Here is a 25,109-nt window from a genome sequence, read left to right on the forward strand (position 1 = left end):
CATGGGTAAAGAAGAACGTTTTAAGGTTTAGAGTTTATGTTGTTAGCTTCAGCGAGTATTGGACGCAAGCTACTCGCCTCATTCTTAGTGATGGCCCTGTTGGTTTTATTGTCTGCATTGATCGGTGTTTCTGGTTTTAGCTTTGTAGCAAAGACTGAAAGAAACGTCGTCGATTCTGCTCTTCCTGCCATGATCGAAGCTCGTCAAGTGTCTGAGTTGAGTAACCGTATTATTTCGTCTGTACAAACGCTTTCTAATGCGAGAAATGAAGCAGAAAGAAAAGAGGCGGGGACTATGTTGTTCGGTCAACTTGAGTCGCTTCTTCAGCATATCAAAGAACTTGGCGTCGACAGCTTTGATTCCCAACTTCTTAATAAACTCGAAAACAATGTCCAAAGTGTTATTAATACACTGGCTGAGTTGGGCGTGTCAGTTGAACGTAAGCTTTGGTTAAACAAGGAACTGTCTTCTCGTGTTGAAGAGATGCGTCTACTTGCGGAAGAGCTAGAACAGCTAACCCGAACCCAAGTGTTGAACACGGCCACCATCGCAGTTGCCAACGTTACACACATTTATGATCTACTAGAAACCAAGCAAACTGATAAAGCCTACCAAGCCTTAGATGCGCTTGTTGAGGTAGACCTTGATTTGTCTGAACGCTTGCATGAATTACATTTGTTGGCGTACAAAATGCTTAATCAAATTGAAGAAACGCAGACTGTCACTAACGTTGAACGTATTCATCAAATCCAATCTGAGTTTGAATCTAATCTAAGAATTATGGCGCGCCGTGTGAAAGCGGTCGAAGACCCGACTCGTTCAGCGCAGATGTCTCAGCTTCTTGAAGAATTAAGAAAACGCCAAGTCGTGTTCGATATATCGCTAGAACAATATGAGAACACCAAAAAATCTGAATTTCTGATGCAAAATACGCTGGAGCTGTTTTCGCAACTGAATACAACGGTTAACCAATTGATCGACGATTCGAATCTAAGTACCAAAAAAGCGGTTGATGAGCTGACTAGCACGCTGAATCTAGCTCAATGGTCGTTGTCGGTGATTTCGGTTATTGGCTTGGTTATCGTTGCCGTTATTGTGTGGCGAGTTGTTTATATCTCGGTGGTTAAACGTCTTACTGAATACTCTTCAGCTTTGATGTCTATCGCTCAGGGGCGCCTGAATATCGATATCTCGGTTAAAGGTAATGATGAACTGGCTCATATGGGTGAGGCTATTATTACAGCGAGAAATACGGCACAGGCGCTACAAGTGGTAGCAGTTGGAGAAGCGAAGGCGAAACGTGAGCTCGAAGAACATAAAGAGCACTTAGAAGAATTGGTCACCGACCGAACTTATCAACTGCAAAAAACCAATGAGAAGTTGAATGTCGAGGTGGAAAATCACGCTAAGGCTCGTAATGCCGCAGAGCAAGCAAGCCGGGCTAAGTCCGCCTTCCTCGCGACGATGAGCCATGAAATACGAACACCGATGAACGGTGTATTAGGTACGGCTCGATTACTTAAAGATACTGGGCTAGATCCTTTGCAATCGGGTTATGCCGATATCATTAACCGCAGCGGCAAGAATCTTCTCGCCATTTTGAATGACGTGCTTGATTATTCAAAGATAGAAGCGGGGCATTTAGAAATTCGCACGGCTTCGTTTGATCTCTACCAGATGGTTAAAGATACCTACCAACTAATGGAGGGACGTGCTGCTGAGAAGAAACTTAATTTCGATTTCCATATTGAAAGTAACGTACAACGTTATTGGCGTGGTGATGTAACACGAATCAGCCAAATTTTGAACAATCTGGTTGGCAATGCGATTAAGTTCACTGAAACAGGCTCAGTCGATATCTTTATCAGCTTAGATATAGAAGATGAAAATCGAGTGATGTTTGAAGTGTCAGACACGGGGGTTGGCATTGATAGCAAAGAGCAAGCTTGTCTGTTTGATGCATTCACCCAAACCGGTAGTGGTCGCAATAAAACTGGCGGCACTGGGCTAGGGCTAGCGATCAGCAAAAGTATCATGCAAGCAATGAACGGTGATATTGGTGTTCATTCCGAAGAAGGTGAAGGTAGCCAATTCTGGTTCTCAGTACCTTTGTTCGCGGGTGAGAAGATTGAAACGAAAGCACCGACTATTGAAGCTTGTATCCGTGCCAAAGTATTGTTGATTGAAGATAACCCTGTTAACTGCATTGTTGCTGAAGGATTTCTGAATAACCTAGGCCATGACGTTGTGATGGCGACAACAGGAGAAGAGGCCAGAGCTATATTCAGTGAGCAGGCGTTTGATATTGCGTTGGTAGACATTAACCTACCCGATTGTGATGGCATAGAGCTGATTCAACAGTTAAAAGCGATTCTAGAACAAACGTCCACGGCTGAGCCGATAAATATACCACCTATGGTGGCGGTGTCGGCGCATGTATTCAATGAAGAAGTCGAAAGCTATTTAGCATCAGGGTTCGATGGTTTCTTGCCTAAGCCGTTGGAGAAAGAGGCTCTTTCTCAGCTCATCGTTACTCAACTCGATGGTAAAGCACTGTTGTTACCACAGCCTGATCCGAACGATGCTGTTTGCAAACAAAACTATAAACGCGTAATTGAGAGTAACAGTGATGAACGGAACGCCACACAGGTGGCTGATGTTTTGGCTAATCACACGGCTACCATTGATGCTCAATATGATACCCAAGACCGAGGAGATGCTCCGGTGAAATTGATTGATTCCAAAGTGATAGAGGGTGATCTGTCGATTCTTGGATTAGAGAAAATGAAACAGATCGTTGCGCTGTTTGATGAAAGCAGTGACCTGACCTTGAATGAATTAGCTGAGGCTAGTCAAGCGGATGATGGACGAGAAGTGAAGTCCTTGGCGCACAAACTTAAAGGGTCGGCGGGTAGTTTGGGTCTATCAGCACTGTACAGCTTGTGTCAGAGCATTGAAGCAAGCGAAGAACCATTATTGCAGTATCGAGATAACGACCAAGCTTTATCGGAACTAGTTAGAGATTCGTTGAAGGCACTTGTGCCCTATGTTTCCGTTTAACGATGTGAGCCTGTTTTAAGCTTATACTTAATCTGCAAGCTAAATAAAAAATCCTCTGAACGACTATTCGTCAGAGGATTTTTTCTAGCATGTGTACCAATGGTTCTCTAAGAAAGACTCACCAAGATTCCAAGCAATATAGCCGACGCTTGAGGCAATATAGTCAATGCTCAAAAGCTAGAATCAAGGTATACCGTTTACTCGCTATCTATTTTTACTATCTATTCTCAAAACGGTTGTAATCCAATAAACCAAACTCAATCGGTTGATCTTGTTGATACCAACGGTGAACTCGGTCGCTGAATGGCCAAAACTCAGGCGAACTGCGTCGTACTGCAAACTTATCCAGTAACGCGACGTAATCTTTTTCTGTGTCCAAGCTTTGCAGTGCTTTAACCAGAGTCGGTATATCGCGCTCAGTTAATGACAGATAAGCGGCAGGGTAGCTACCTATAACCCCACGTACCAGTGTTAAGTCGTCATTGGCGTAATCTCGATTACCCTCTTCATTGAACAGGCTTGAAATGTTGCTGTGAGCGTTATTGTGAATCATAGTGAACAGCTGCTCATCGCCGCTCTCGCTTTCAATCATGATCGTCACTAATTGAGGCACATGACGCAGACCAACTCCCTTAATCAAATTCACTTGTTTGAGCAGAGCTTCGTTTTTCCGGCTGAACCCTGTTTCGACAATATCAAAGCGATTATCGAGGATCGGCGCGAGCTTATCTTTGATCATATTAAGCAGTTCACGCTTAGGATTTGTCGTTTTGTATATCACGTTGGTTGGCTGGTCAAAAGGTGCAATATTGCGCTGCAAGTAGTCGCTCAACTGTGAGCTTTGGTTTTCATACCAACTTGAGTGTTCAATGTGTCGCACGTCTTTTGGAAGAAGGGTCAAGAAGTTACTCTCACCCTCAAGGCGCAAGAAGTCCATAAACATGCGGGTAATCAGTTGGTGGCCGAAGTTACCGTAGACATCAAAACCAGCAACGAGAAGGTAATGGATACGTTCTAGAAGGGCGTAATCAAGAATCCACGCTGTCTTGGGTTGTGGGCCAACTAAACCTTGAACAACTGAAGCGCTATCAAAGTGTCTAAAGATAGTAAGCGCGGCATTAGGGTTCGTGCCATTGCCATCCCAAATGATATCTGTGTCTAGATTTACGCCGCTATCAAACCATTGATTGGTGAAGTCTGATTTCGCATTAAGGTATCGAGCTTGCTGCTTCGCGTAGCTCACCCAGTTTGTGACAGGGACAGTGTTGCTTTCTAGTTCACTAGGCAGCTTTAGGTTTTGCTTCTGGTTGGCATAAAACTGATTAATTTCAGGCAGATCCGCTTTATCAGGATCGATGAATAGTACCCAGAATCTATCATTGATCACGTTGAGTGCCAGCTGCCCGCGACACACCGGCCCCTTGATAAAGGCCATGATGGTGTTTTGTGCATTGTCCAGCATGAAATGGAAGCGCGAGTTCACCGGAAGAGCTTCAAACGAAGTCATTGGATTCGCCGCGACGTCAATCGCGTAGCTAGGAAGTTGTTTGACAGCGTAACGAGCATCCACAAACCATGTGTTCCAATTGTTCAGGCGTTCTTCATTTAATGCAAAAGGCATGTGTGTTTTGTGGACGATGGTGCCTTGCTCTGGAATCAGGCGATAATAAACCCGATCCACTTTTGGATCGTCGTAAGGTCGACGACTCGTGATGCGTTGAACCGCTTCACCAGGAGGCGTCGCAGAACGAACCAAGGTGAAGAAGCGTGTTGGCTGAGCTATATCAGAGAAGTAGAGGTGTGATAGAAACAGATGTTCATAGATATAACGTGCTGAAAGCTGGCTTTTATTGTCACTCTTATTGAGAAAGCTCTCGTAGATATCAACGAGCTCTTGTTCCGCATCATTCAGTGGAATATGGTCGTTCATTAATGCGCCATTTTCCAACCAGCTCATTAAAGTCGCGTATTCCGTTTTATCTAAGTTCGGCATGCCATAAGGCATTCCCCATGTCGGGTAATCTCTTTCGTATTGAGCGTACTCTTCAATGGTTGGACACTGTTGGTCGCGATCGGTTGAAAAGTCGAAGCCTTCAAGTTGCGTTTGATCTGGAAGAGGGTGATTTTCTTTTTGCATCAACATACGAGAAACAAGCCCAGCATCAAGGTTAGCCGTTGAATTCTGCATACGCTCGTTAAGCACTGGATGAAAATCCGCATCACGCCACTCTTGTGTGGTTATCGCGTCTTCAAACAGGCGGGTAGGGGCTGAGGCGGTTAAACGGGTGCCTTGATAAACGAGTGCTTTACTAGCCCCTCGGTCGATACCTTCAACTGAAGACATTTTGAGCTGGCAAGGTGCATCATAACAAGCGTGGCAAACAACACAGCGGCTATCAATGATAGGTTTGACTTCGTCAATGAAATGCTGTGCTTGAGATGAAAGAATAGGCGCTTGGCGATCACGGACTTGTTGTTCACCAAAGAGCTGATCGAAGTTCAACCCCGCGTAGACGGCACAACCTGAGAAGACGCTAACAAAAGCTAAAATGAAGAGTTTTTTCAAATTCATACGTATTAAAGATTAGGCATTTTCTCTAATTATATCGAAAATGATTGAAAAAGCTCATGTTCTGACTATTTTATAGATAAGATATTGATGTAAGTTATTTACTAGAGACTAGAGACTAGAGACTAGAGACTAGAGACTAGGCAACTATCTAATGATTGACGTAGTAAACCGAGAATGGAACAGATAATCGCTCGAACTCTTTGATCCATCGCCACTGGTTGTCTTGCAATTTATCGCCGGGCCCTTTGACCTCAATCCAATGAAACTCTTTGTCCTTGAATGCAATCAAATCCGGCATCCCAGTTCTAAATAGCTTTAAATCACTCAATATCACTTTGAAAAGATCAACAATCAAGGCGTTGGGAATAGCCTCCATACTGTGCTCGACGAGTGATCTGGGGAAGTAGTTCCAATGAACAAATGGATTGGCGATACCGCGCTTCTGGTCATAAATATTGAGTAAGTGGTTCGGCCCATGCTTGAATATAGTCTGAAACACCGTTTCGACCTGTTCGGCTCGTTTGTCTACGAAATCGGAATGGTACAGATCCAGAGGTCGATGTTGGTATCGATTGATAAAGGCGCCTTCAACATCTGCAAAAATGACCTCCCAGAAAGCCAAGCCGAACAAGCCACATAAAAAACTGTTCTCAGAGAAGTAGACATTCCATCCTTGGCTTTCAAAGTGCTGCGTTACCGCAAGCTCGACTCGCGTTTGGCTTAGGTCTAACTCCAGTTTTATCTCTTTGCAGTTAGGTTTTATGGTTCGTGAAACTTTGTGCCCCTTCTTTGTAGATAACATTTGCTTGCGTAATAACCTTTGCTCAAGCTTAGCCGCGACTTCCAACTCTGACACATCCGATGGAGTAGCTTTCATTTGCGTGACAATGTCACACATCAAGTCTAACTCGTCTTGCTTGTCATAGATGCGCGCAAGTCGTTCTCTGCTCGGAGGAAGTACAGATTGTTTGAACCAAAAGATAGCTTGGTCGTTTTGGTTGAGCCTTTCTAGATCGCGCGCGATATCGTTGATCAAACGCGATCGTTTTCTGGCACTGCTCCTGTGCTCCGATTCAGCGGGTATCGATTGTAAAAGGAGTTCAAGAAACTCTGGGTCTTTACGGTCGCCCTCAGAATATTGGCGTTGAATATCGCGCATCTGGATCAGTTGATTGAGTTGATCTCTTGAAGTGAAGAAGCGGCGCTGCTTGCTTAATGGGTAGTTCTCAAAGGTATTGAGCCCAAGATCGCTTAAGACGAACTGGCTTAAGTCTTGATAGGTGTTAGCAAAGAAGAGTAACAGCAAAACATCAATAACTTGAGATTCGACAACGTAAATACAATCGAACGACAAGTTTTGGAACTGATCAAAAGGTTGGTGATCAAGTAACGCCAAGAGTTCGTCTTTCTTCGCTGTCTTATTGTTTTTAAGAGATGGAAATGCGCTCAACAGCTCTGGTTTAGTGAGTAAATGCAATCCTAGTTCGACATTGCTAATGACAAGGTCATGTTGTTCGGTGGGATGACTTAACGCAATAAAGCCTGAGGTGCTTAGCTCTTGTAGTGCGGTATTCAAATCAGAAATCTCAACATAGTTGAGTTTATCGCTGCGAAACCAACGGCCTTTACGAGAAAGCAAACGAACCATTAAGCATTGGCTTGAAACGGAAAGACGTTTGTATGCGGACAACCAACGACATTCATCGTCACTTAGAAGATCGGTATAGAGCGTTTGAGCGTGTTCAACCAACCGATTGAAGTTGTCGAGATAATAAGTAGGGGGGAGCTGAAGATTGGTTTCTATCGTCAATGGTTCATCGCTTGATACAAAAAGAGCCTAACCCTAAGGTTAAGCTCTTCAGTAACAAATTCAATCTTTTCTGATGATTAAGCTTGAGATGCTTTTAGTTCAGAAACTTTAGCTTCAGAGATTGGCTTAGTGACGATTGCAAGAACAATACACACTGCCATCATAGCTGCAGAGATTGTGTAAGCTAGGCCGTAACCTTCGCCGTTTGTCATTGAGTAACCAACAACTGCTGCACCGATAGCGCCGCCGATACCCCATGCCGTGTAAAGCACGCCGTAGTTAGTACCGTAGTTTTTCAGGCCGTAGAACTCAGCAGTAAGTGTTGGGAATACTGCTAGAAGCGTACCGTAACCAACAGCTGCGATAGCCGTGCCAATGATTAGCGTGAATTCAGAGTTGAACGTAGCGAATAGAGCCATGTTCGCCCCTTGAAGGATGAACGCTAGAAGTAGAGTACGTACGCCACCGATTTTATCTGCAAGCATACCCGCAGCAACACGGCCGCCTGAGTTGAACACAGCAAGGATAGACGCTAGGTAAACTGCGTTTGGTAGGTTCGCTTGAACGCTAGCAATCGTAGTGATGTTACCGATGATCATAAGACCAACAGAAGCAGCAAATGCGTACATGATCCATAGAGAGTAGAACTGAGGAGTCTTCAGCATTACTTTCCAAGTTAGGTCTTCAGTCTTCTTAACTGCCTTAGGTGCTTGGCCTGCTTTTACTTTAGGCTCAGCTGGCGTGTAATCCGCTGGTGGGTTGTTGATTGTTGCTGCTAGAGGTACTGCAATCGCAAGTACGCCGGCACCAAGAATCATAAAGCTTGTTTGGATACCCATGCTGTCGATTAGCGCAGAAGTGAGTGGTGCTAGGTAAATAGCAGCAAGACCAAAACCTGCAGCGATTAGACCGTTAACCATACCTTTCTTCGAAGAATGGAACCATTTCATTGCTGATGGCGAAAGACATGCGTAACCAAAGCCGATACCAGCACCTGTCATCACACCAAACGTTAGATTTAGCATCATAGGAGTCGTAGCGAAACCAGAAGCAATCATACCTAGACCAGTAAGCGCTGTACCAAGAATAAGGATCTTACGTGGACCCATACGGTCTTGTAGGATGCCTGCAACAAGAAGACAAACAGAGAATGTGATAGTTGCAATAGCGTAAGGTGCAGATGCTTCAGCAGCACTCCAACCAGCTTCGGTGACTAGCGCCTTGTTAAATACACTCCAAGCATACAGGATGCCAAGACAAAGGTTGATACAGAAGCCTGCTAGCAGGATACGTGATGCTTTATCAATCTTGCTCATTTTTATTCTCAGTTTTGTCGTTGGTTAGTGGTGAGCCACTTAACTAAAGACGGGTTATTGTGATTGTTTCTTCAAAATTAGTTTGCGTTTATCAACAGACAGCGCAAAAGAGCGCGGATTATAACCAATAAAAATGTGATTGGAATCTCTTTTTCCATTTTTGGTAAATAAACTCAAACTTGTTAATAAGTTGTTTTTTATTGGTTTTGCAATTGTATTTAATACCTTTCTGTTTTGTTCTTTTTAACGTGGCGAGCCTATTTTTTAAGGTGTTCTTCGATAAGTATTTCTGAATTGCCACGTATTCCGTGCGGATATCACAGAGTTACGAATTATTTTAATTATTTTCTAAGGTTAATTTTGTGTAACAAAATAAATCGAAGTGGAGCTTTGTCCATATGAGACAAGGAGTAACGGAGTTTTATTAAAAACAAAATGTTAACCAGTTGTTACAGGTGGTTTTTGGCGGTACCTTTGCTTACATTTTGTTCGATTAGAGGGGTTGTGTTGTTGAAAAAAAGTGGGAAAATAGTACGCAAACTGAGATTCCAAATTTGAAAGGATGCGTTTCCAACTTATGGCGAGGCGAGTATTATGAAACTGTTTTTAATTCTATTGATGTCAATTTCTGGTGGTGTAGCGGCAGCTGACCATATCCACTCTTTCTTGTTTGGCTTCTATATTGCTGCATTGGCAGTGGGTAGTTGCTATTGGTTAGCTTTCCGTAGCACGCGTTTCCCACAGTTAGCTCTAATGTTACTGATGTGTGGCTTTTTCGCGAAAATTGCAGTGACAGTTGTCGGTGTTTCTTGGGGTATCTCGAACGATATCATTCAATCGCCGTTCATTTTCTCATTGTCATACCTGTTCTTCTTAGTGGTTGTGTCTTACGTTTGGTTTGCATACCGCGATAAGTTGACGCTAAAAAAGCGCGCAAAGCAGGTAGAAGACTCTCGCAAGCAAGCGGCTGCATAATTGCAGACCTAATACAGAATTCTAAAAAGAGCCTTCTTCGGAAGGCTCTTTTTGATCTGGCCTTAACTTGAGTGAACTCTAGCTATAAGGCAGATAAAAGAAACCCCAGTATGGTGACATACTGGGGTTTCTTGTTATTTATCTAGTATCTAGCCGCTATCATCTAGCAAATACAGGTCTTAACGCGTGTTACTTCTTCATCAACTTCGCTAGATCGGCGAAAGGGTTGTGCGTCGCTGATTGGTGGTCGTCTAAACGAGCCTTAGCATCAACGCCGTAACGGTCATGGTCTGTGTATTTTGAGTGCTCATGATCGTGACAGTACAAGCACAGTAGTTCCCAGTTGCTGCCATCTTCAGGGTTGTTTGTATGGTCGTGATCCACGTGGTGAACGGTAAGCTCTCTCAAGTTTGAGTAAACAAACTCACGTGCACATTTACCACAAACCCAAGGGTACAGTTTCAGTGCTTTTTCGCGGTAGCCTTTCTCTTGGCGAGCGTACGCTGCACTCGAGCCTGTGTAATCTGAAGACATTGCCAAATCCTTATCAATTGTAATCTCCCGATTTTATCACAGCTTTCTGGAAGCTGTAGGAATGTCGTGACTAAATCACGTGTCGTACTAACCGATATGGGGCTTAGGTTTGATTGAGCACTTATCTTTTACGTGTGCTATCTCATAAAGCAGGTTATGTCTTTCTGGAATAAGCCATGCTTAACAGTTTGAAAAGAAATTGTATTTAGGGGTTTTAACCAAGGGAGCGTGACCTAATATCAGTTAAAGCTACCCTATATTAATAAGGAAATATCATGTCAGAACAATACACACCGCCAAAAGTTTGGGTTAATGATACTGATGGTGGTAACAAGTGGGCAAATATCAATAGTCCTGAATCTGGCGCTCGCTTTGATAAAGAGCTTCCTTTTGGTGATCATGCTTTTCAATTGTATTCCCTTGGCACACCTAACGGTCAAAAAGTCACTATCTTGCTGGAAGAGTTGTTAGCGGCGGGTGTTAAAGAAGCTGAATATGATGCGTACTTGATCAACATCGGTGAGGCTGATCAGTTCTCTTCTGGCTTTGTTGGTGTAAACCCGAATTCGAAAATACCAGCACTTGTTGATAAATCTGGTGACGAAGATGTGAATGTCTTTGAATCGGCATCCATCTTGATGCACTTGGCCGAAAAGTTTGGTCACTTTTTACCGAAAGAGGGCGCTGCTCGCACTCAAACATTAAATTGGTTGTTCTGGGCGCAAGGCTCTGCACCATTCCTAGGTGGTGGCTTTGGTCACTTCTACGCTTACGCCGATGAAAAGCAAGAATACCCAATTAACCGTTTTGCGATGGAAGTGAAGCGTCAACTAGATGTATTAGACAAACAGTTAGCGAATAACACGTATGTGGCAGGCGAAGAGCTTAGTGTCGCAGATATTGCGATTTGGCCTTGGTATGGCAACCTTGTACTAGGTAAAACATATGATGCCGCTGAATTCCTTCAAGTTGAGTCTTACGCCAACGTAGTTCGCTGGGCGAAGCAACTAGAAGCGCGCGAAGGTTTCCAGCGCGGTCGAGTGGTTAACCGTTCATTTGGCGAAGAGTGGGAGCAAGTACCAGAGCGCCATTCTGCAGAAGACATTGATCGAGTTTTAAAGCTACGCCCGTAGTGATTTTAAAACGATAGTCGACACCAGTATCTCTAGAGTTTGTTTTAGCGGCCAACGTTAACTCAAACTCTAGTTTTTTGTTCATACGGATTTTTTCCATAGTAAGTCCACTTATTTAGATTTAGCTATTAAAGGCGGTTTAGGTATAAAATCGCGACATCATAATTCTAAAGGATGGTGCCATGTACCACGGTCATATCTATTTCCCTCTGCGCTTTGCAGAGCAGGCAGAAACACTGCGTCAGAAAATTCTATCGGAACGTAAAGATGTGTTAGAGACTTTCCCATTAATCCAGCGTTTGGTTGGCCCGCATAAGATGCCGATGTTTGAGATTCACTTTGCAAACAAAGAGTCGGGTATTGTTGAATGGCTTGAGCAAGAACGCGGTGATATGTCGGTGCTTATCCACCCGGTAACTGGCGGTGAAGAAACTTTGGATCACACAGTAAGAGCGACATGGCTTGGTCGTGAACTGGGTGTCTTTGAAGAAACGCTGACTAGCTAATTTAATTCGCGCCCGACAGTACGTACCTAATCAACGTACTTAGTAAATATCGCTGCTGTCGGGTGTGCCAATACTCACTTATGTTTTGAACTATGCTCTTCCTTAAATAACTAGCTTCTCCAGCTATTGCCCAGTAACAGCGATACCGCTACCGACACGCCTAATGCGATTAATATATTAGGTAAGTACAGTCCCCAAATCGCGACACAAACCGCCACCGTTACCACAGCCCACAACAGTGTTTCTAAAATCCAAGTGCCCATAAAATAACTCCTAACTAGATTGTGCGACTAGCATAACCAAGCAAGGGTAAACTTTTGGTCACCATACAATAACCATTTAGATAATCGCTATAGCATGACTTTGACGATGAACTCATTGTTGTGAACTTGATGAGTAAACTGCCAACCTTGGTTCTGACACACGCGATCGATGAGCTCTAGGCCGATACCAAAAGAGGTTTGTTGTTCAGAGTCGTTTGTTAGGTTTTCATCTTCCAAACGGTTGGTTACCTCAAACTGATGTTCTGTCAGTGTGATACTGATATCTCCGCTACCACCGTGTTGGAATGCATTTCGGACCAAGTTGGTGAGCACAACTTCTGTTAACTCACGGGGAAGGGAGTGCTCGCCTTGGTCGACCTTGGTGTGGATCTCTACTTCTTTGTTTTTGAGGAGGTAACGTTGGCTTTCGATGATGTTGTTGAGCAGGGGAGTCAGCTTGATTTGCTCATAGTTGGTTTCCATTTCGCTATTACGACTCATCCACAACAGAGTCGTTACCAAGGCTTTCATGTTGGTGGCCGAACGTTGGATTCGCGCTACCGCTCGTTGGCCACTGTTAGGGATAGTTTCAGATAACCGAACCAGCATATCGCCACTGGCTGCAATAGTGGCAATCGGTGTTCTTAGTTCGTGGCTGGCTGCTCTTAAGAAAAAGCTTTCACGTTCATTGGCTTGGCGTTCACCTTGTACGCTTTTAATTAGTTGGGAAGCTAACTGGTCGATTTCTTTATACCGAAACTGAGCAAGCCCTTCAGTGTTGTCCACGTCCATAGATTCAGACCATTTTGATAGCGTAATAATCGGTTTGGTGACTCGATGTATCAGTAGGCGAATGATTAAAAATACCAAGAGTAAAAGGGCGCCGATGGCAATGAAGGCGTTGTTAATTTGGTTCACGGAATCGGGTGGGTTGAGCTCGAATAGATTCAAGTAGATGGCTTCGTCGTATTCAGAAATGATGTACAAGGCTTCGTCTTTACCAGAAACTTGATGTTTGGCTGCATAGAGGTATTGGCCTGAATCATTGTTAGGTGATTGCTCGTAGTGTTCATAAATTGCATCGTTATCAAACGCTTTCCAATCAAAGGTTTGTTGAAAATTAACGGGCAGATCTGAATAACTTAGAAATGCTTGGAATGTTGGGTTTTGGTAGTCTGGCAGTTGCCCTGTTTCGATGTATTGCTGCTCTGCCACTTCCAACTCATACAGAAATCCATATTTTGCCGATTCATTAAGGCCAATATGGTAGCTCTGTGAAACCATCAAACTGTAGATGGCAGTCAGTAGCACGACGATGCCAAATAAATAGAGGTAGATGTCGCGCTTAATACTGACTCGATTCATGTTCGCGTGTTTCATGATGGCTCCTCATGCAAGACCACACCAATACCATGAATCGTGTGAATTAGTTTTGAGTCAAAGGGCGCATCAACCACTTGTCGAAGCTTAAACAGGTGTGCTTTCACGCTGTCAGAGCTTGGCATTTCGTCTTCCCATGCTTCTTCAAGCTTGGCTTTGCTCACCACGTTAGGGCTGTTTCGCACTAACATCACAAGCATTCGCCAACAGACAGGGGACAGCTTCAATAGCTTGCCGTCTCTAACAGCTTGGTGTTTGTCCAAGTCCAGTTTGAGATCTGCCACAGACAGCGACGTCACCGAACCTTGAGAGCGACGTATCAGCGCCATCAGTCGTACTTTGAGTTCTTCCATCGCAAAAGGCTTCACTAGATAGTCATCCGAACCGACCTCGAACCCCGCGATCTTGTCTTGTAGCGTGTCTCTTGCGGTCAACATTAGGATCGGTGTCGTGACACCTTGTTGGCGAAGTGATTGGCAGACATCAAGCCCGTCCATTTTCGGCATGTTGATGTCCGTCAAAATGATGTCATAACGTCCCTCTAACGCAAGGTTGAGTCCTGCGCTGCCATTGTAGGCAAAATCGAATTCGAAACCGTCGAGTTCCATATAGTCTGCAATGGCTTCTGCTAAGTCACTGTCGTCTTCAATCAACAGGGCGTTAATGCTCATAAGTGTCCTTACTTTGTTTCTCGTTCTCTTTTCCAAGCCCAAATCGGTGGCTGAATAAGAATTTGTAATCGGTAATTCCAATTTGGCGCATGCCATAACTGTTGACACAGTTTAACGTAGCCGTGGAAATATACCTTAAATGGGTTCACAGAGTTGATTCTCGGGAACACACCATATCTGACTTCTTTCTCTTCTTTGGCGAAGGTACCGAACATGCGGTCCCAAATGATAAAGATCCCAGCGTAGTTCTTATCAAGATACTGCTTGTTGGTCGCGTGATGCACTCTATGGTGTGAAGGCGTATTAAACACCGCTTCAACAGGGCGGGGCAGGCGCTTAACGGTTTCGGTGTGCAATAGCGTTTGATAAAGCTGCACAAAGGTTTCACACATCAGAACCACAAACGGGTTAAAGCCGAGCAGAATCAACGGCAAGTGGAAAAAGAACGGGAAGAACCAATCTAAAGGCCCGAATCGGTAAGCGACAGATATATTAAAGTAAGGCGAGCTATGGTGAACTGAGTGCGTTCCCCAAGCTAAACCGTTGCTGTGCAAGGACCTATGCTCCCAGTAGTACGCGAGATCGGCCAAGATCAAGCAACCAAGAATTGTCCAACCGGATATCGGTAGCTGAGTTAGGCTGAAATTCTCGTAGGCGTAAACAAACGTGCCCACATAGGCTAACCCGACAAAGAAAAGGGTCACCAACAAGAAGAACAAAGTGACTAAGTTGGTCGCGCTGTCTACCAACATATTCCAGCTGAGCTTTTTCTTAAAGGCATAGCGGATAAGCTCAAAGATAAACAGAGCCAGAGCAAGCAATAGAAAGTTGTCGTCTACCCAAGTCTCAGTAAGGATGATGCTCGTTTCTGTGAATGTTTGAGAGAGAAAATTCCCAATACTACCCATAGTGAAATCCATAACTAAATCCTTCACTGATTGTTCTTATAATAGACGTATAACTCACTAGAATCTGGCAACCCATACTGATTCAGTTGGTGGTGCTCTATAACCATGTCCACTTCTTTTAATATCGCGATACCTTCCCAAGCTTGTGCTAATTCCTGTTCGGTATGTTCGCCTTTACCTAGTAGAAGCGTGCCTTTGACTTTGTTCGGGAGCTTAATTAAGAGCTTGTTTTTATTTAATTTTGATTGCTGAGTCGGGAAGCCAATCATGATTGTTGCTTCGCTGAAATCTAAGCTGATGTCTTGATAGACGACGATGACTTGCTGTTGCTGTTGCTGTGCGACCTCTTCGTCATCGGATTCGAGGTTCTGGTAGAAATCCACCCATAGGTTTGGCACGTCTTCTAAAGGAATTGTCTTACTCAAACCTTGCAGATAAGTCGTGTTTGCAGTGACTTGTGGTTTTACCTCTACGGGCTTAGTTGCTTCTGACTGAGCTATTACTGATTGAGTTACTGCCGTCTCAGCTGTTGATGCCTTTTTAATTGGCTGTGCTGTCGAATTAATTGGCTGCTCCGTCGAAGCATCCGCAACCGCTGGCTGAATATGTAATACCCCCCAGACAACACCAGTAATACCGACTGTCGTGAGTAATGAAGCGAATAATTTCATGCTCTTTCCTTGTTGTTCATTTTTCTTATCAAGGACAATAAAGGAGGCGAGGTAAACAAAAGGTAACCGAGCTAGTGACTAAGCGAGTCTGTCGTCTAATTTGTTAATACAGCAATTTGGGACACTTTTTTCCATGTTGGATTGGTAATACTGGCGCCATATTCATTTATGGGCTCAATAATGCTATTCAAACATCCCATCTCTCTGCTGACGATTATTCGGCTTAATCCATTAAAGGTCGCCGCGACTTGGTTAATGGTACTGGCTGAAAACGTGATGCTTATTCTGCTGCCACTGTTTATTGGTTACGCCATAGACGGAGTGCTAAACCAAAGCTTTCAGCCTTTGATGATGTTGGCACTGATTCTTTTTGTACTGGTGATCATCAGTGTCGTTCGCCGTTTTTACGATACCCGTGTGTATGGTGCTATTCGCGTAAAACTGGCAAACCTTGTTGAGCGTAACCTGCGCGGTTTGTCTATTTCGACCAAAGACGCCCGGCTAACCATGTCTCGTGAGCTGGTTGATTTCCTAGAAGATGATTTGCCTACTTTGATGACCGCGATAGTTCAGCTGGTCGCGACGGTGGTTATCCTCTCAACGTTTCACTTCTCATTGGCGCTTTGCATGTTGTTTGCAGGGTTGTCGATGCTGGTTATCTACGGCGTATTTCACCGAACCTTTACACGACTCAATGGCCAATTTAACGACCAAGTTGAACAGCAAGTGAAGTTGCTGAGTGGTGTTCGCTTATCTGCACTTCGTTGGCACTTTGAGCGCCTAAAACAGTGTGAAATCAAACTGTCTGATACCGAAGCTGTTGTCTATGGGCTGATTTTTATCGTGTTGTTTGGCGCGGTCATCGGCAATTTATGGATGGTGAGTCAGCTTATCGAGCCGACGGCTGGTCAAGTGTTCTCCATCGTCACTTATTCACTGGAGTTTGTTGAAACCGCAGTGATGCTACCAATCACGCTACAAACCCTTTCTCGTCTCACTGAAATCAGTCAGCGCCTTAATCACACCTCCACTCAACAGGTTACCAAGGGGATACCTCATGAAATTTAAAAAGCCACTTTCTGTATTAGTCGGTTGCGCAGCCATCTTTATCGCGTTGGTTGTCGTTGATGAATTGGAACCTGAAGCTACCCAGCCAGTGAAGAAAGAAGCCGTCCTTGCCCCAGTTTCAGTGTTAGAGGTAACACCATCACAGCATCAATCGACGTTAACGGTATTAGGTGTAACTGCTGCGCGTTGGCCTGTGCAGTTGAAAGCATCCAGTAGCGCACAGTTGAAATGGCTAGATGAAAGCGTTGAACCGGGGAATTTGGTTAACAAAGGCGATGTGTTAGCAAGGTTAGATACTAGCGCGGTTGATGCGAACTTGGCTCAGGCGTTGAGCTCATTGAAACAAGCAGGATTAGAATTGAAGCAAGCTAAGCATGAGCAAACGGTCGCGTTAAAAATGCTGAACCCGAAAACGAGTTCGTCTTTTGCGCGCAGAGAGCCCCAGGTGCTTGCAGCGAAGGCTAACCTGAAACAAGCCAAACAGGCGTATATGAGTGCGCAGAAGCTAGTGGAAGAGTCGGTAATCACCGCGCCTTTTGATGCGGTCGTCATGAAACGCCACATTAGCCCAAGAGAGTGGATAGAGGCTGGGCAAGTGACCTTTGAGTTGGCCGCTAGTGATTCGATTGATATCGAGTTGCCGATTTCTGAAATGCATTGGCAACAAGTCCAAGCCGCTCTGACTGAGCCGAGTATCACTGTGGTGAACCGTTCTGGAAATCAGTGGCCTGCCAAAGTGCGCTATGTGTCGCCGCAAGTTGATTCGGTCACTCGCCAAAGACAAGTCGTACTTTCGGTTGAGGCGCCTTATCAAAGCAAGCCAAGGTTGTTTCCAAATCAGCAGGTTCAGGCTGTGGTTAATCTAGGGCTGAAGGATAACGTAGTCAGTGTACCTTTAAGTGCGATGACACGAGACGGATATGTGTGGACGTTAGACAGCAATGATCGTCTACGTAAAGAGTCGGTATCCCTGATTGGGCAAGGTAATCAGGTGCTCGATATTCGGTTTAATCAGCAAAGTGAACAGGTTCGCAGAGTGGTGCAATATCCGCTTTCTTCAATGTTAATTGGTAAGCAAGTCGAGCCTAACTTTTATCAAGATGATCGTTCAGAATCCATGATCGCGAGCCAATCTGACGATGAACAGATTGAGGGGGTAAACCAATGAGTTGGATGACCAAATGGTTTATCAATAACCCTGTTGCTGCCAATTTATTGATGATGGCGATTGTTATCAGTGGTGTGTTTGCGTTTGGACAATTGCGTGTCGAGTCGTTCCCACAAATAGCACCGTCTTCCATCAGTATCAGCGTTACTTACCCTGGCGGTACGGCGCAACAGATCGATAAGAGTGTTACGCAGCGAATCGAAGAGTCAATCAGTGGTATTGCAGGCATCAAACAGATCACCAGTCAGTCGAGTGCTGGGATTTCTCAGGTCATGGTTCGTAAAACCAGCAGCACAGATTTAGACAAGCTTCTGGACGACATTCGTAATCAAGTCAACGCGATCAATGGTTTTCCCGTGCAAGTGGACAGACCACAAGTTGTGCGAAACGAATTTACCAATTTGGCGGCGTTTGTGGTGGTGTCTGGGCCAAGAACCGATGACGAACTGCAACCCATCGCCAAGCAACTTGAACAAGCACTGAAGAAGAATCCGCGTATCTCGAAGGTATCAAATTGGGGAACTCGCACATCTCAACTGGTTATCGAACCCGATCCTGACCAACTGAAAGCGCTAGGATTGAGCTTAGAAGACCTCGCAGAGCTCGTTGAGCAGCGTTCGCTTGAGACTCGTAGCGGTGAACTAATCAGTGACAAAGGTCGAATGGTGATTCGTGGTGACGGTTACGCCGATGATTTACAGAAGTTGAACCAACTTGTTGTGATTTCAGGAAGCAACGGAAAAATACTGTTGGGTGATATCGCCAAGTTAAGTCGTGGCTACCAATACAGTGGTTCTATCGTGCGTAACAACGGCTCTAACGCCATCGCATTATTGGTCAGTACGAGCCAAACCGACAACCTGCTTAAAGTCAGTGAAGCGATCAGTGAAACGCTTGATGCCCAACGCGCGATTTTGCCGTCGGATATTGAGTTGAATACCATGGCCGACATGGCACCTTACATTGAAGAGCAGTTATTTCGTTTGAGTGAGAACGCATGGCAAGGCTTATTGATCGTCGTAGTTCTACTTGGGATCTTTCTTGAAATCAGGCTCGCCTTTTGGGTCGCGATGGGCATCCCAATTGCGCTGACTGGAACGTTGGCAGCAATGCAGTTGTTCAACTACAGCATCAACGACATCACCTTGTTTGGTTTTATCTTGGTACTCGGTGTGCTGGTGGACGATGCGGTTGTTGTAGGTGAAGCGATACATGAAAAACGGACGGGTAACGTCAGTAGCTCAGGGAATTTAAATATAAACGGCTCCTCAAATCTAAACGGAAAGACAGCCGCTTGGCAGGGCGTTGATTCAGTATCAGTGGCTACCGTGTTTGGTGTGCTCACAACCATCGCTGCGTTTTCTCCAATGCTATGGATTAATAACGAGTTAGCCAAAGTATTGGCTGGGTTTTCAGCAGTGGTGATCTTTGCGCTGATATTCTCGCTTATCGAAAGTAAATTTATCTTGCCGTCACACTTGGCTCAGCTCTCTGTGAAAAAGCCATCAAAGGGTTTGTTCGCTAAGGTTCAGAATGCCGCTCAAGGCGGGTTACAGTGGTTTAATCTCAACATCTACAAGCCAGTATTGGAGTTTGCACTTGGCTACAAAGTCGCGTCCTTGCTTGGGTTTGTGGCGGTTATCTCACTGGCTTATGGCATGTGGTCTAACGGTGCGATTCGCAGTGCATTGTTCCCTGAAATTCCGGGGCGTTACATCACCGCGGTTATTGAACTGGAAGATGGCGCTCCGTTGCCTTTACAGCGCCAAGCCTTGTTGCAAGTTGAGCAAGCGATGACACAGGTCGAAAAGGGTTTAATGGACGATTACCCATTACAGGAAAAGCCTGTTGTGAACCTGCTTGCTTGGTCTGATGGCTATGGCGAAATCGAAGTCACAGCTGAGCTCACCAACGAATCCTTAAGCTCACTGCCGGGTAATTTATTATTGAAGCGATGGAGAGAAAATACAGGTCAAATCGAAGGCGCTTACTCGGTTAAGTTCAGCGCGGCAGAGGAGCCTGCTGGTGGAACATTCTTAACGATCTCTTCCAATGATCGTGAGCTTGCTTCTCTCGTTAGCGAGGAGCTAGCGGACACTTTGGCTTCGTTGAAAGGCGTATCGGATGTTTACGACGACGGTCAGGATGGTTTACCGCAAGTTCGCTTGGTATTGAATCAATATGGTCAGCAGCTTGGGTTAACTCAAGCGAAACTGGCTCAGTTAGCAGGCGAAGCGTTTGGCGAAAGAGAAGTGCATCGCCTGTTAGAAAATGGGCAAGAGACCAAGGTGCTTCTGCAATATCCGAGAAAGGAGCGCAGAACCTTAGCTCAGCTACAACAGGCACTTATCATGTTACCTAATGGCGGAAGTGTGATGATGGGGGATATTGCTGAGTTTCGTCATGAGCAAGAACCGCAAGTGGTTTACCGCCGCGACCGAGAGCAAGTGATCAACCTGTATTGGAAGCAGAACCGCGACCTACAATCACCAGAGAAAACACGTGAGCAACTCGAAGAGTCGATTGAATCTCTGCACCTACAATATCCAAGCGTAATCATCAAAGCGGGCGGTGAGTTTGAAGAGATAGGGGAAGTGTCGGATGGCTTTAAATCAGCGATGATTCTGACGTTGTTGATGATCTACACCTTGTTGGCTGTGCCTTTGAAATCTTACTGGCAGCCGCTGATCATCATGGCGGTAATCCCGTTTGGTTTTGCAGGCGCGATCTTCGGTCATTACATTATGGGTTTGCCGATAAGCTTACTTTCTATGTTCGGTATGATGGCCATGACAGGAATCGTGATTAACGATTCGTTAGTTCTGATTACGCGTTTTAATAGTGAATATCGCCAAGGCGTACCGTTACAGCAAGCGTTAGTCATTGCGGGTACCAGCCGTTTGAGAGCGATTTTCTTAACCACGATAACCACTGTGTGTGGGTTGTTACCATTGCTAAGTGAAACCGCAGAACAGGCGCAATACTTAAAGCCAGCGGCAGTATCTTTGGTGTTTGGTGAGTTGTTTGCCACTGCGGTGACTCTGATTTTGATTCCCGTGTTGCTTGGTTTGTTTTGTCGCAAGCCGCCGCTAGTTGAAAATCTCATCGAACAAGAAGCACATAAACAAGATTCATTAGAAGAACTCACTTTGGATCGCTCGTGATTGATTTTATAAAAGACAAAGACGATAGTGAAGCCAAGCTGTCCAATTCAGCGAAGCTAACCGACAGTAAGACTAAAGCCAATGTACCAGAGACCTAAGACTGTATGACGCAAGAGAACAAACCTGCTTTGCATTCAGAGCCTGCTTTTAAACTGGTGCCAGAGCTTACATTGATCGAATCTTTACCAGAGCATCTTCAAAAACGCTTTACGCATGCACTGACCTTGATGCATGAAGAGTGGGGTGAGCGTCGTACGTGGGAAGAAATCGCAACCGAGAGCGCGATTTCGCCCTACCATTTTCATCGTCAGTTTACCGAGTTGTTTAATGAAACTCCTGGCCAGTATCTGAGCCGTGTTCGGTTACAAATCGCGGTCGGTTTGTTGATCAACGATGAACCGTGGAGCGTGATTGAAATTGCTCAGTATTGTGGCTACTCATCGTCACAGTCATTAGGCAAGGCGCTCAAGCGTGAGCTTGGTGTTACAGCAAAACATATTCGAGAAATGGGTTACAACGCGACACCTAAGGAAACGGCAGACTTCATCCAGAAATTAGCACATCCAGGTGTGCAGTCTTCTATGGAGAAAGAGCTAGTTAAGTCTATGCCGATAGAGCTAGTTTGGTATCCAGAACGCGGAATGCAAAAGCTTAAGTTGGAAGATCCTGATTGGGACACGGTATTTGAAATCTATGGTCAGAAGTCGACTCACTTGATGGGCACTACGCCGATCAAGCAAATGAATAATAAATGGGACGACATCGACGCTGAAATTGGAAATTGGCAAGTCGCGAAAGATCGTTACGATATGACCATTCCTGAAGGCTACTACTTATGCAGCGATGTTTATCTGGTTTCAGATGTGGCGTACAGCACGGCCTTAGAAGCTTTGTTTAAGGCGGTTGAGCAACAAGGTTTGAAGTTAGATGTGCAAGGTTATTTGGTAGAGATGATTCGTCAGATTGATGATGACGATGTGGAAGGGGTGACCTTCTCTTTCCAGTTGCCTGTGTTAGCGACCCAAGACAACGAATAATAAAAAGGCTCCTCAATTGAGGAGCCTTTTGCTTTACCAAGGAACAGTTTTACCAAGGGACTGTTTTATCAAGAGCCTCTGTTAGTCAGCTTTACCCGCTAAACAGAGTAGGGGGATTAAGCCTCTGCAGTCACTTTAGAATCGCTCATCTTTTTAAGAGCTGCGTAACCAAAACCTGTTACCGCTGTACCTGCTGCAATCGCCACTAGATACATAAGAACTGGAGAGATAGCGCCAGGAATTAGCAGTACGAACAAGCCGCCGTGTGGAGCCATTAGTTGTGCACCAAACATCATTGATAGAGCGCCCGTTAGTGCGCCACCTGCCATACATGCTGGGATAACACGCATTGGGTCTTTCGCTGCGAATGGGATTGCACCTTCAGAGATGAAACATAGTCCAAGAACGAATGATGCTTTACCTGCTTCGCGCTCGCCTGCTTCAAACTTGTCTTTCACTAGGAAAGTTGCAAGGCCCATACCTAGAGCCGGAACCATACCTGCAGCCATGATTGCTGCCATTGGTGCGTAAGTTTGTGAAGCCAATAGACCAACACCGAACGTGTAAGCCGCTTTGTTTACTGGACCACCAAGGTCGAAACACATCATTGCGCCTAGAATCACACCCAGAAGAATCGCATTAGACGTTCCCATGTTGTTTAGGAAGTCTGTCATTGCGCTCATCACGCCTGAAACTGGACCACCAACGATGTAAATCATGACCAAACCAGTGAACAAACTCGCGATAAACGGAATGATCAGAATTGGTTTGAGGGCTTCCATGGACTGTGGAAGTTGAACCTTGTCGGCAATGAATTTTGCTGCGTAACCCGCAATGAAACCCGCTGCGATACCACCTAGGAAACCTGCACCTGTTGAGCTAGCCAACATACCGCCAATTAGACCTGGAGCCAGACCCGGACGGTCTGCAATAGAGAATGCAATGAAACCAGCAAGAACAGGAATCATCAGTGCGAATGCAGAACCACCACCGATAGTCATCAATGCTGCTGCTAATGTACCTTCTTCTTTGAACGCTTCGATACCGAATACGAAAGACAGTGCGATGATCAAACCACCCGCAACAACCACAGGAAGCATGTGAGATACACCTGTCATTAGGTGCTTGTACACACCTTTCTTCTCATCAGCAGGCACTGAATTTGAAGACGCTGTGTGCTGGTATGGCTTAGCTTCAGCGAATGCTTTTTCCATCTCTTGCTTTGTTTTCTTCAAAGCAGGACCTGTTGTGGTTTTGTATAGCGCTTTGCCGTTAAAACGATCAAGAGGAACGTCGATGTCGGCAGCGATGATAACAAGATCAGCGTCTGCGATTTCTTGGTCTGTCAGTTGGTTTTTCGCACCTACTGAGCCGCGAGTTTCCACTTTGATCTGGTGACCTAAGCGTTTGCCTTCTGCTTCAAGTGCTTCTGCTGCCATAAAGGTGTGTGCAACGCCAGTCGGGCAAGCGGTAATCGCTACGATCTTCTTGCTGCCTGTGCTTACTGTTGTAGAAGAGTTTGTTGAAGTACTAGTAACGGTAACTGCTTTTTCAACTTGAGCAGCGTCTAATACCGTTGCTTCTGCTACCGCTTTCTCTAGAAATGCTTTTGCATCTGCTGTGCATTCAGAGATAGCTGCTTGGTACACTTTTTTGCCAACAAAGCGCGCTTTATCAACGTTTGTGTTGGCAGCAATAACGACAACGTCGCTGCTGTCGATCGTGTCTTGTGATACTGGAGAGTTAGGTAATACGCTAGATTGACATTCAATAGCGGCGTTCCAACCCAGTGTTTTTGAAGCTTGCTCTAACAAGCCTGCTGCGATGATGCTGTTTGCTACGCCACTTGGGCAAGCTGTGATGATGGTAATATTCATAATAATCCCTTTGTCCTATTTACTTGTGTCTAACTGACTAGTTGGAGCACTAAGCGCCTGTAATTGGATATTTTGTCGTACTGAATCCAGCTCTTGTTGGCTGGTTACACCCACGCCTACCTGTGAAACTGCTAGAGCAGATAGGGCGGTTGCGAATTGAATAAGTTCTGGTTTTGGCATCTGTTGCATGTGACCCCAACATAGGCCTGCAACTAAGGTGTCACCTGCACCTACCGTGCTTACTACTTGCATGCGCGGTGGTTGAGCGTGTAACCACTCACCTTGGTTAAGCCACATCACACCTTCAGCACCAAGTGACACAACGATGTTATCGATGCCTTTTTCACTTAGGGCTTGGCCTGCGTGTTGGCATTGGTCGCGTGTAGTTAGTTCGGCGTTGAATAACTGAGATAGCTCTTCATCGTTTGGCTTGATCAGCCATGGTTGTGCATCGAGTCCCGCTTTAAGTGCATCACGGCTGCTGTCGAACAACACTTTCTTGCCCATATCGTGAAGTTTCTGAATCCACGATGCGCATAACATAGGTGAAATACCCTGAGGTAAGCTGCCTGCAATCACGAAATATTCGTGGTCTTCAGCTAACCCGAATAGAGTGCGCTCAAACTGCTCGATGGCAATCGGTGTTACCGCTACGCCAGGGAAGTTGATGTCGCTAACTTGACCACTTTCTTCTACTAACTTCACGTTGATGCGAGTTGCGCCGTCGACACGAATAAAGCGGTCAGTTGCGCCCATCTGTTCGAACAGTTGGCAGAACGGTTCTTCGTTATTGCGACCAAGGAAACCTGTTACGGTGACTTTAGCGCCAAGCTCTGAAAGTACTTTTGCTACGTTTACGCCTTTACCCGCTGCATGCAGTGAGCTTTTGTTCACCAAGCTAACTGAACCTACGTTTAGCACATCGATGCTACCTGTCAGATCCAGAGCAGGGTTTAGGGTTACGGTAACGGCTTTGATTTGTTTATCAGACATATC

Annotated in this window: 19 protein-coding genes; 8 read left to right on the plus strand and 11 right to left on the minus strand. The window is 45.2% G+C overall.

Annotated elements, in window-relative coordinates; all coding sequences use genetic code 11:
• The first annotated feature begins 36 nt into the window (after window positions 1-36).
• Entirely contained in the window at window positions 37-3,060 is a 3,024-nt protein-coding gene (gene torS, locus ACED59_RS03840; protein WP_371704912.1) for a TMAO reductase system sensor histidine kinase/response regulator TorS, read from the plus strand.
• 217 nt (window positions 3,061-3,277) lie between these two features.
• Here torS and ACED59_RS03845 read toward each other — a convergent pair whose 3' ends face one another.
• From ACED59_RS03845 to ACED59_RS03855, 3 genes are all read right to left on the minus strand, one after another.
• A complete protein-coding gene (locus ACED59_RS03845) occupies window positions 3,278-5,632 on the minus strand; it encodes a fatty acid cis/trans isomerase (RefSeq protein ID WP_017096346.1) in 2,355 nt (784 codons plus the stop codon).
• Window positions 5,633-5,780: 148 nt separating this feature from the next.
• Window positions 5,781-7,442, minus strand: coding sequence for a VRR-NUC domain-containing protein (locus ACED59_RS03850; protein ID WP_017096345.1), 1,662 nt, complete (start codon window positions 7,440-7,442; stop codon window positions 5,781-5,783).
• A 77-nt stretch (window positions 7,443-7,519) separates the two neighbouring features.
• On the minus strand, window positions 7,520-8,758 hold the full coding sequence (locus ACED59_RS03855; protein WP_017079765.1) for an OFA family MFS transporter: 1,239 nt from the start codon (window positions 8,756-8,758) through the stop codon (window positions 7,520-7,522).
• Window positions 8,759-9,352: 594 nt separating this feature from the next.
• On the opposite strand from ACED59_RS03855, the gene ACED59_RS03860 reads away from it, so the two are divergent.
• Window positions 9,353-9,733 carry a hypothetical protein gene (locus tag ACED59_RS03860; protein ID WP_004730275.1) on the plus strand — a complete coding sequence of 127 codons (381 nt, stop codon included), beginning with the start codon at window positions 9,353-9,355 and terminating at the stop codon, window positions 9,731-9,733.
• 189 nt (window positions 9,734-9,922) lie between these two features.
• Here ACED59_RS03860 and ACED59_RS03865 read toward each other — a convergent pair whose 3' ends face one another.
• Complete coding sequence (locus tag ACED59_RS03865; RefSeq protein WP_004730279.1) at window positions 9,923-10,267, minus strand: YajD family HNH nuclease; 345 nt, start codon at window positions 10,265-10,267, stop codon at window positions 9,923-9,925.
• A gap of 275 nt (window positions 10,268-10,542) precedes the next feature.
• Between ACED59_RS03865 and yghU the strand changes: the two genes are divergently transcribed.
• Together yghU and ACED59_RS03875 are read left to right on the plus strand one after the other, a co-directional pair.
• A complete protein-coding gene (gene yghU, locus ACED59_RS03870) occupies window positions 10,543-11,400 on the plus strand; it encodes a glutathione-dependent disulfide-bond oxidoreductase (protein WP_017096344.1) in 858 nt (285 codons plus the stop codon).
• 182 nt (window positions 11,401-11,582) lie between these two features.
• On the plus strand, window positions 11,583-11,906 hold the full coding sequence (locus tag ACED59_RS03875) for a DOPA 4,5-dioxygenase family protein (protein WP_012600903.1): 324 nt from the start codon (window positions 11,583-11,585) through the stop codon (window positions 11,904-11,906).
• A 110-nt stretch (window positions 11,907-12,016) separates the two neighbouring features.
• Here the strand turns inward: ACED59_RS03875 and ACED59_RS03880 are convergent, their stop codons facing one another.
• The 5 genes from ACED59_RS03880 to ACED59_RS03900 all read right to left on the minus strand — a co-directional run bounded on the left by ACED59_RS03880 (window position 12,017) and on the right by ACED59_RS03900 (window position 15,799).
• Window positions 12,017-12,169 carry a hypothetical protein gene (locus tag ACED59_RS03880; protein WP_009844874.1) on the minus strand — a complete coding sequence of 51 codons (153 nt, stop codon included), beginning with the start codon at window positions 12,167-12,169 and terminating at the stop codon, window positions 12,017-12,019.
• A gap of 87 nt (window positions 12,170-12,256) precedes the next feature.
• Window positions 12,257-13,549: a sensor histidine kinase KdpD gene (locus tag ACED59_RS03885; RefSeq protein WP_017096332.1), complete on the minus strand. Its 1,293-nt coding sequence runs from the start codon at window positions 13,547-13,549 to the stop codon at window positions 12,257-12,259.
• Window positions 13,546-14,220 (minus strand): response regulator transcription factor, encoded by a 675-nt coding sequence (locus ACED59_RS03890; RefSeq protein WP_012600901.1) that lies wholly within the window; start codon window positions 14,218-14,220, stop codon window positions 13,546-13,548. Before ACED59_RS03890 ends, ACED59_RS03885 begins: the two co-directional genes overlap by 4 nt.
• An 8-nt stretch (window positions 14,221-14,228) precedes the next feature.
• Entirely contained in the window at window positions 14,229-15,140 is a 912-nt protein-coding gene (locus ACED59_RS03895; protein ID WP_017096331.1) for a sterol desaturase family protein, read from the minus strand.
• Between the two features lie 11 nt (window positions 15,141-15,151).
• A complete protein-coding gene (locus ACED59_RS03900; protein ID WP_017096330.1) occupies window positions 15,152-15,799 on the minus strand; it encodes a hypothetical protein in 648 nt (215 codons plus the stop codon).
• A 180-nt stretch (window positions 15,800-15,979) separates the two neighbouring features.
• On the opposite strand from ACED59_RS03900, the gene ACED59_RS03905 reads away from it, so the two are divergent.
• From ACED59_RS03905 to ACED59_RS03920, 4 genes are all read left to right on the plus strand, one after another.
• Window positions 15,980-16,867 (plus strand): ABC transporter six-transmembrane domain-containing protein, encoded by an 888-nt coding sequence (locus tag ACED59_RS03905; protein ID WP_032499540.1) that lies wholly within the window; start codon window positions 15,980-15,982, stop codon window positions 16,865-16,867.
• Window positions 16,857-18,035, plus strand: a complete 1,179-nt coding sequence (locus ACED59_RS03910) for an efflux RND transporter periplasmic adaptor subunit (protein ID WP_017096328.1) — start codon at window positions 16,857-16,859, stop codon at window positions 18,033-18,035. Before ACED59_RS03905 ends, ACED59_RS03910 begins: the two co-directional genes overlap by 11 nt.
• Entirely contained in the window at window positions 18,032-21,199 is a 3,168-nt protein-coding gene (locus tag ACED59_RS03915) for an efflux RND transporter permease subunit (RefSeq protein WP_017096327.1), read from the plus strand. Before ACED59_RS03910 ends, ACED59_RS03915 begins: the two co-directional genes overlap by 4 nt.
• Window positions 21,200-21,303: 104 nt before the next feature.
• Window positions 21,304-22,236, plus strand: coding sequence for a helix-turn-helix transcriptional regulator (locus ACED59_RS03920; protein ID WP_017096326.1), 933 nt, complete (start codon window positions 21,304-21,306; stop codon window positions 22,234-22,236).
• 116 nt (window positions 22,237-22,352) lie between these two features.
• Here the strand turns inward: ACED59_RS03920 and fruA are convergent, their stop codons facing one another.
• Window positions 22,353-24,113 carry a PTS fructose transporter subunit IIBC gene (gene fruA / locus ACED59_RS03925; RefSeq protein ID WP_017096325.1) on the minus strand — a complete coding sequence of 587 codons (1,761 nt, stop codon included), beginning with the start codon at window positions 24,111-24,113 and terminating at the stop codon, window positions 22,353-22,355.
• Window positions 24,114-24,128: 15 nt separating this feature from the next.
• Complete coding sequence (gene pfkB / locus ACED59_RS03930) at window positions 24,129-25,106, minus strand: 1-phosphofructokinase (RefSeq protein ID WP_017096324.1); 978 nt, start codon at window positions 25,104-25,106, stop codon at window positions 24,129-24,131.
• Between the last annotated feature and the right edge of the window lie 3 nt (window positions 25,107-25,109).

Source organism: Vibrio sp. FF266 (genome assembly GCF_041439695.1).
Lineage (GTDB): Bacteria > Pseudomonadota > Gammaproteobacteria > Enterobacterales > Vibrionaceae > Vibrio > Vibrio tasmaniensis_A.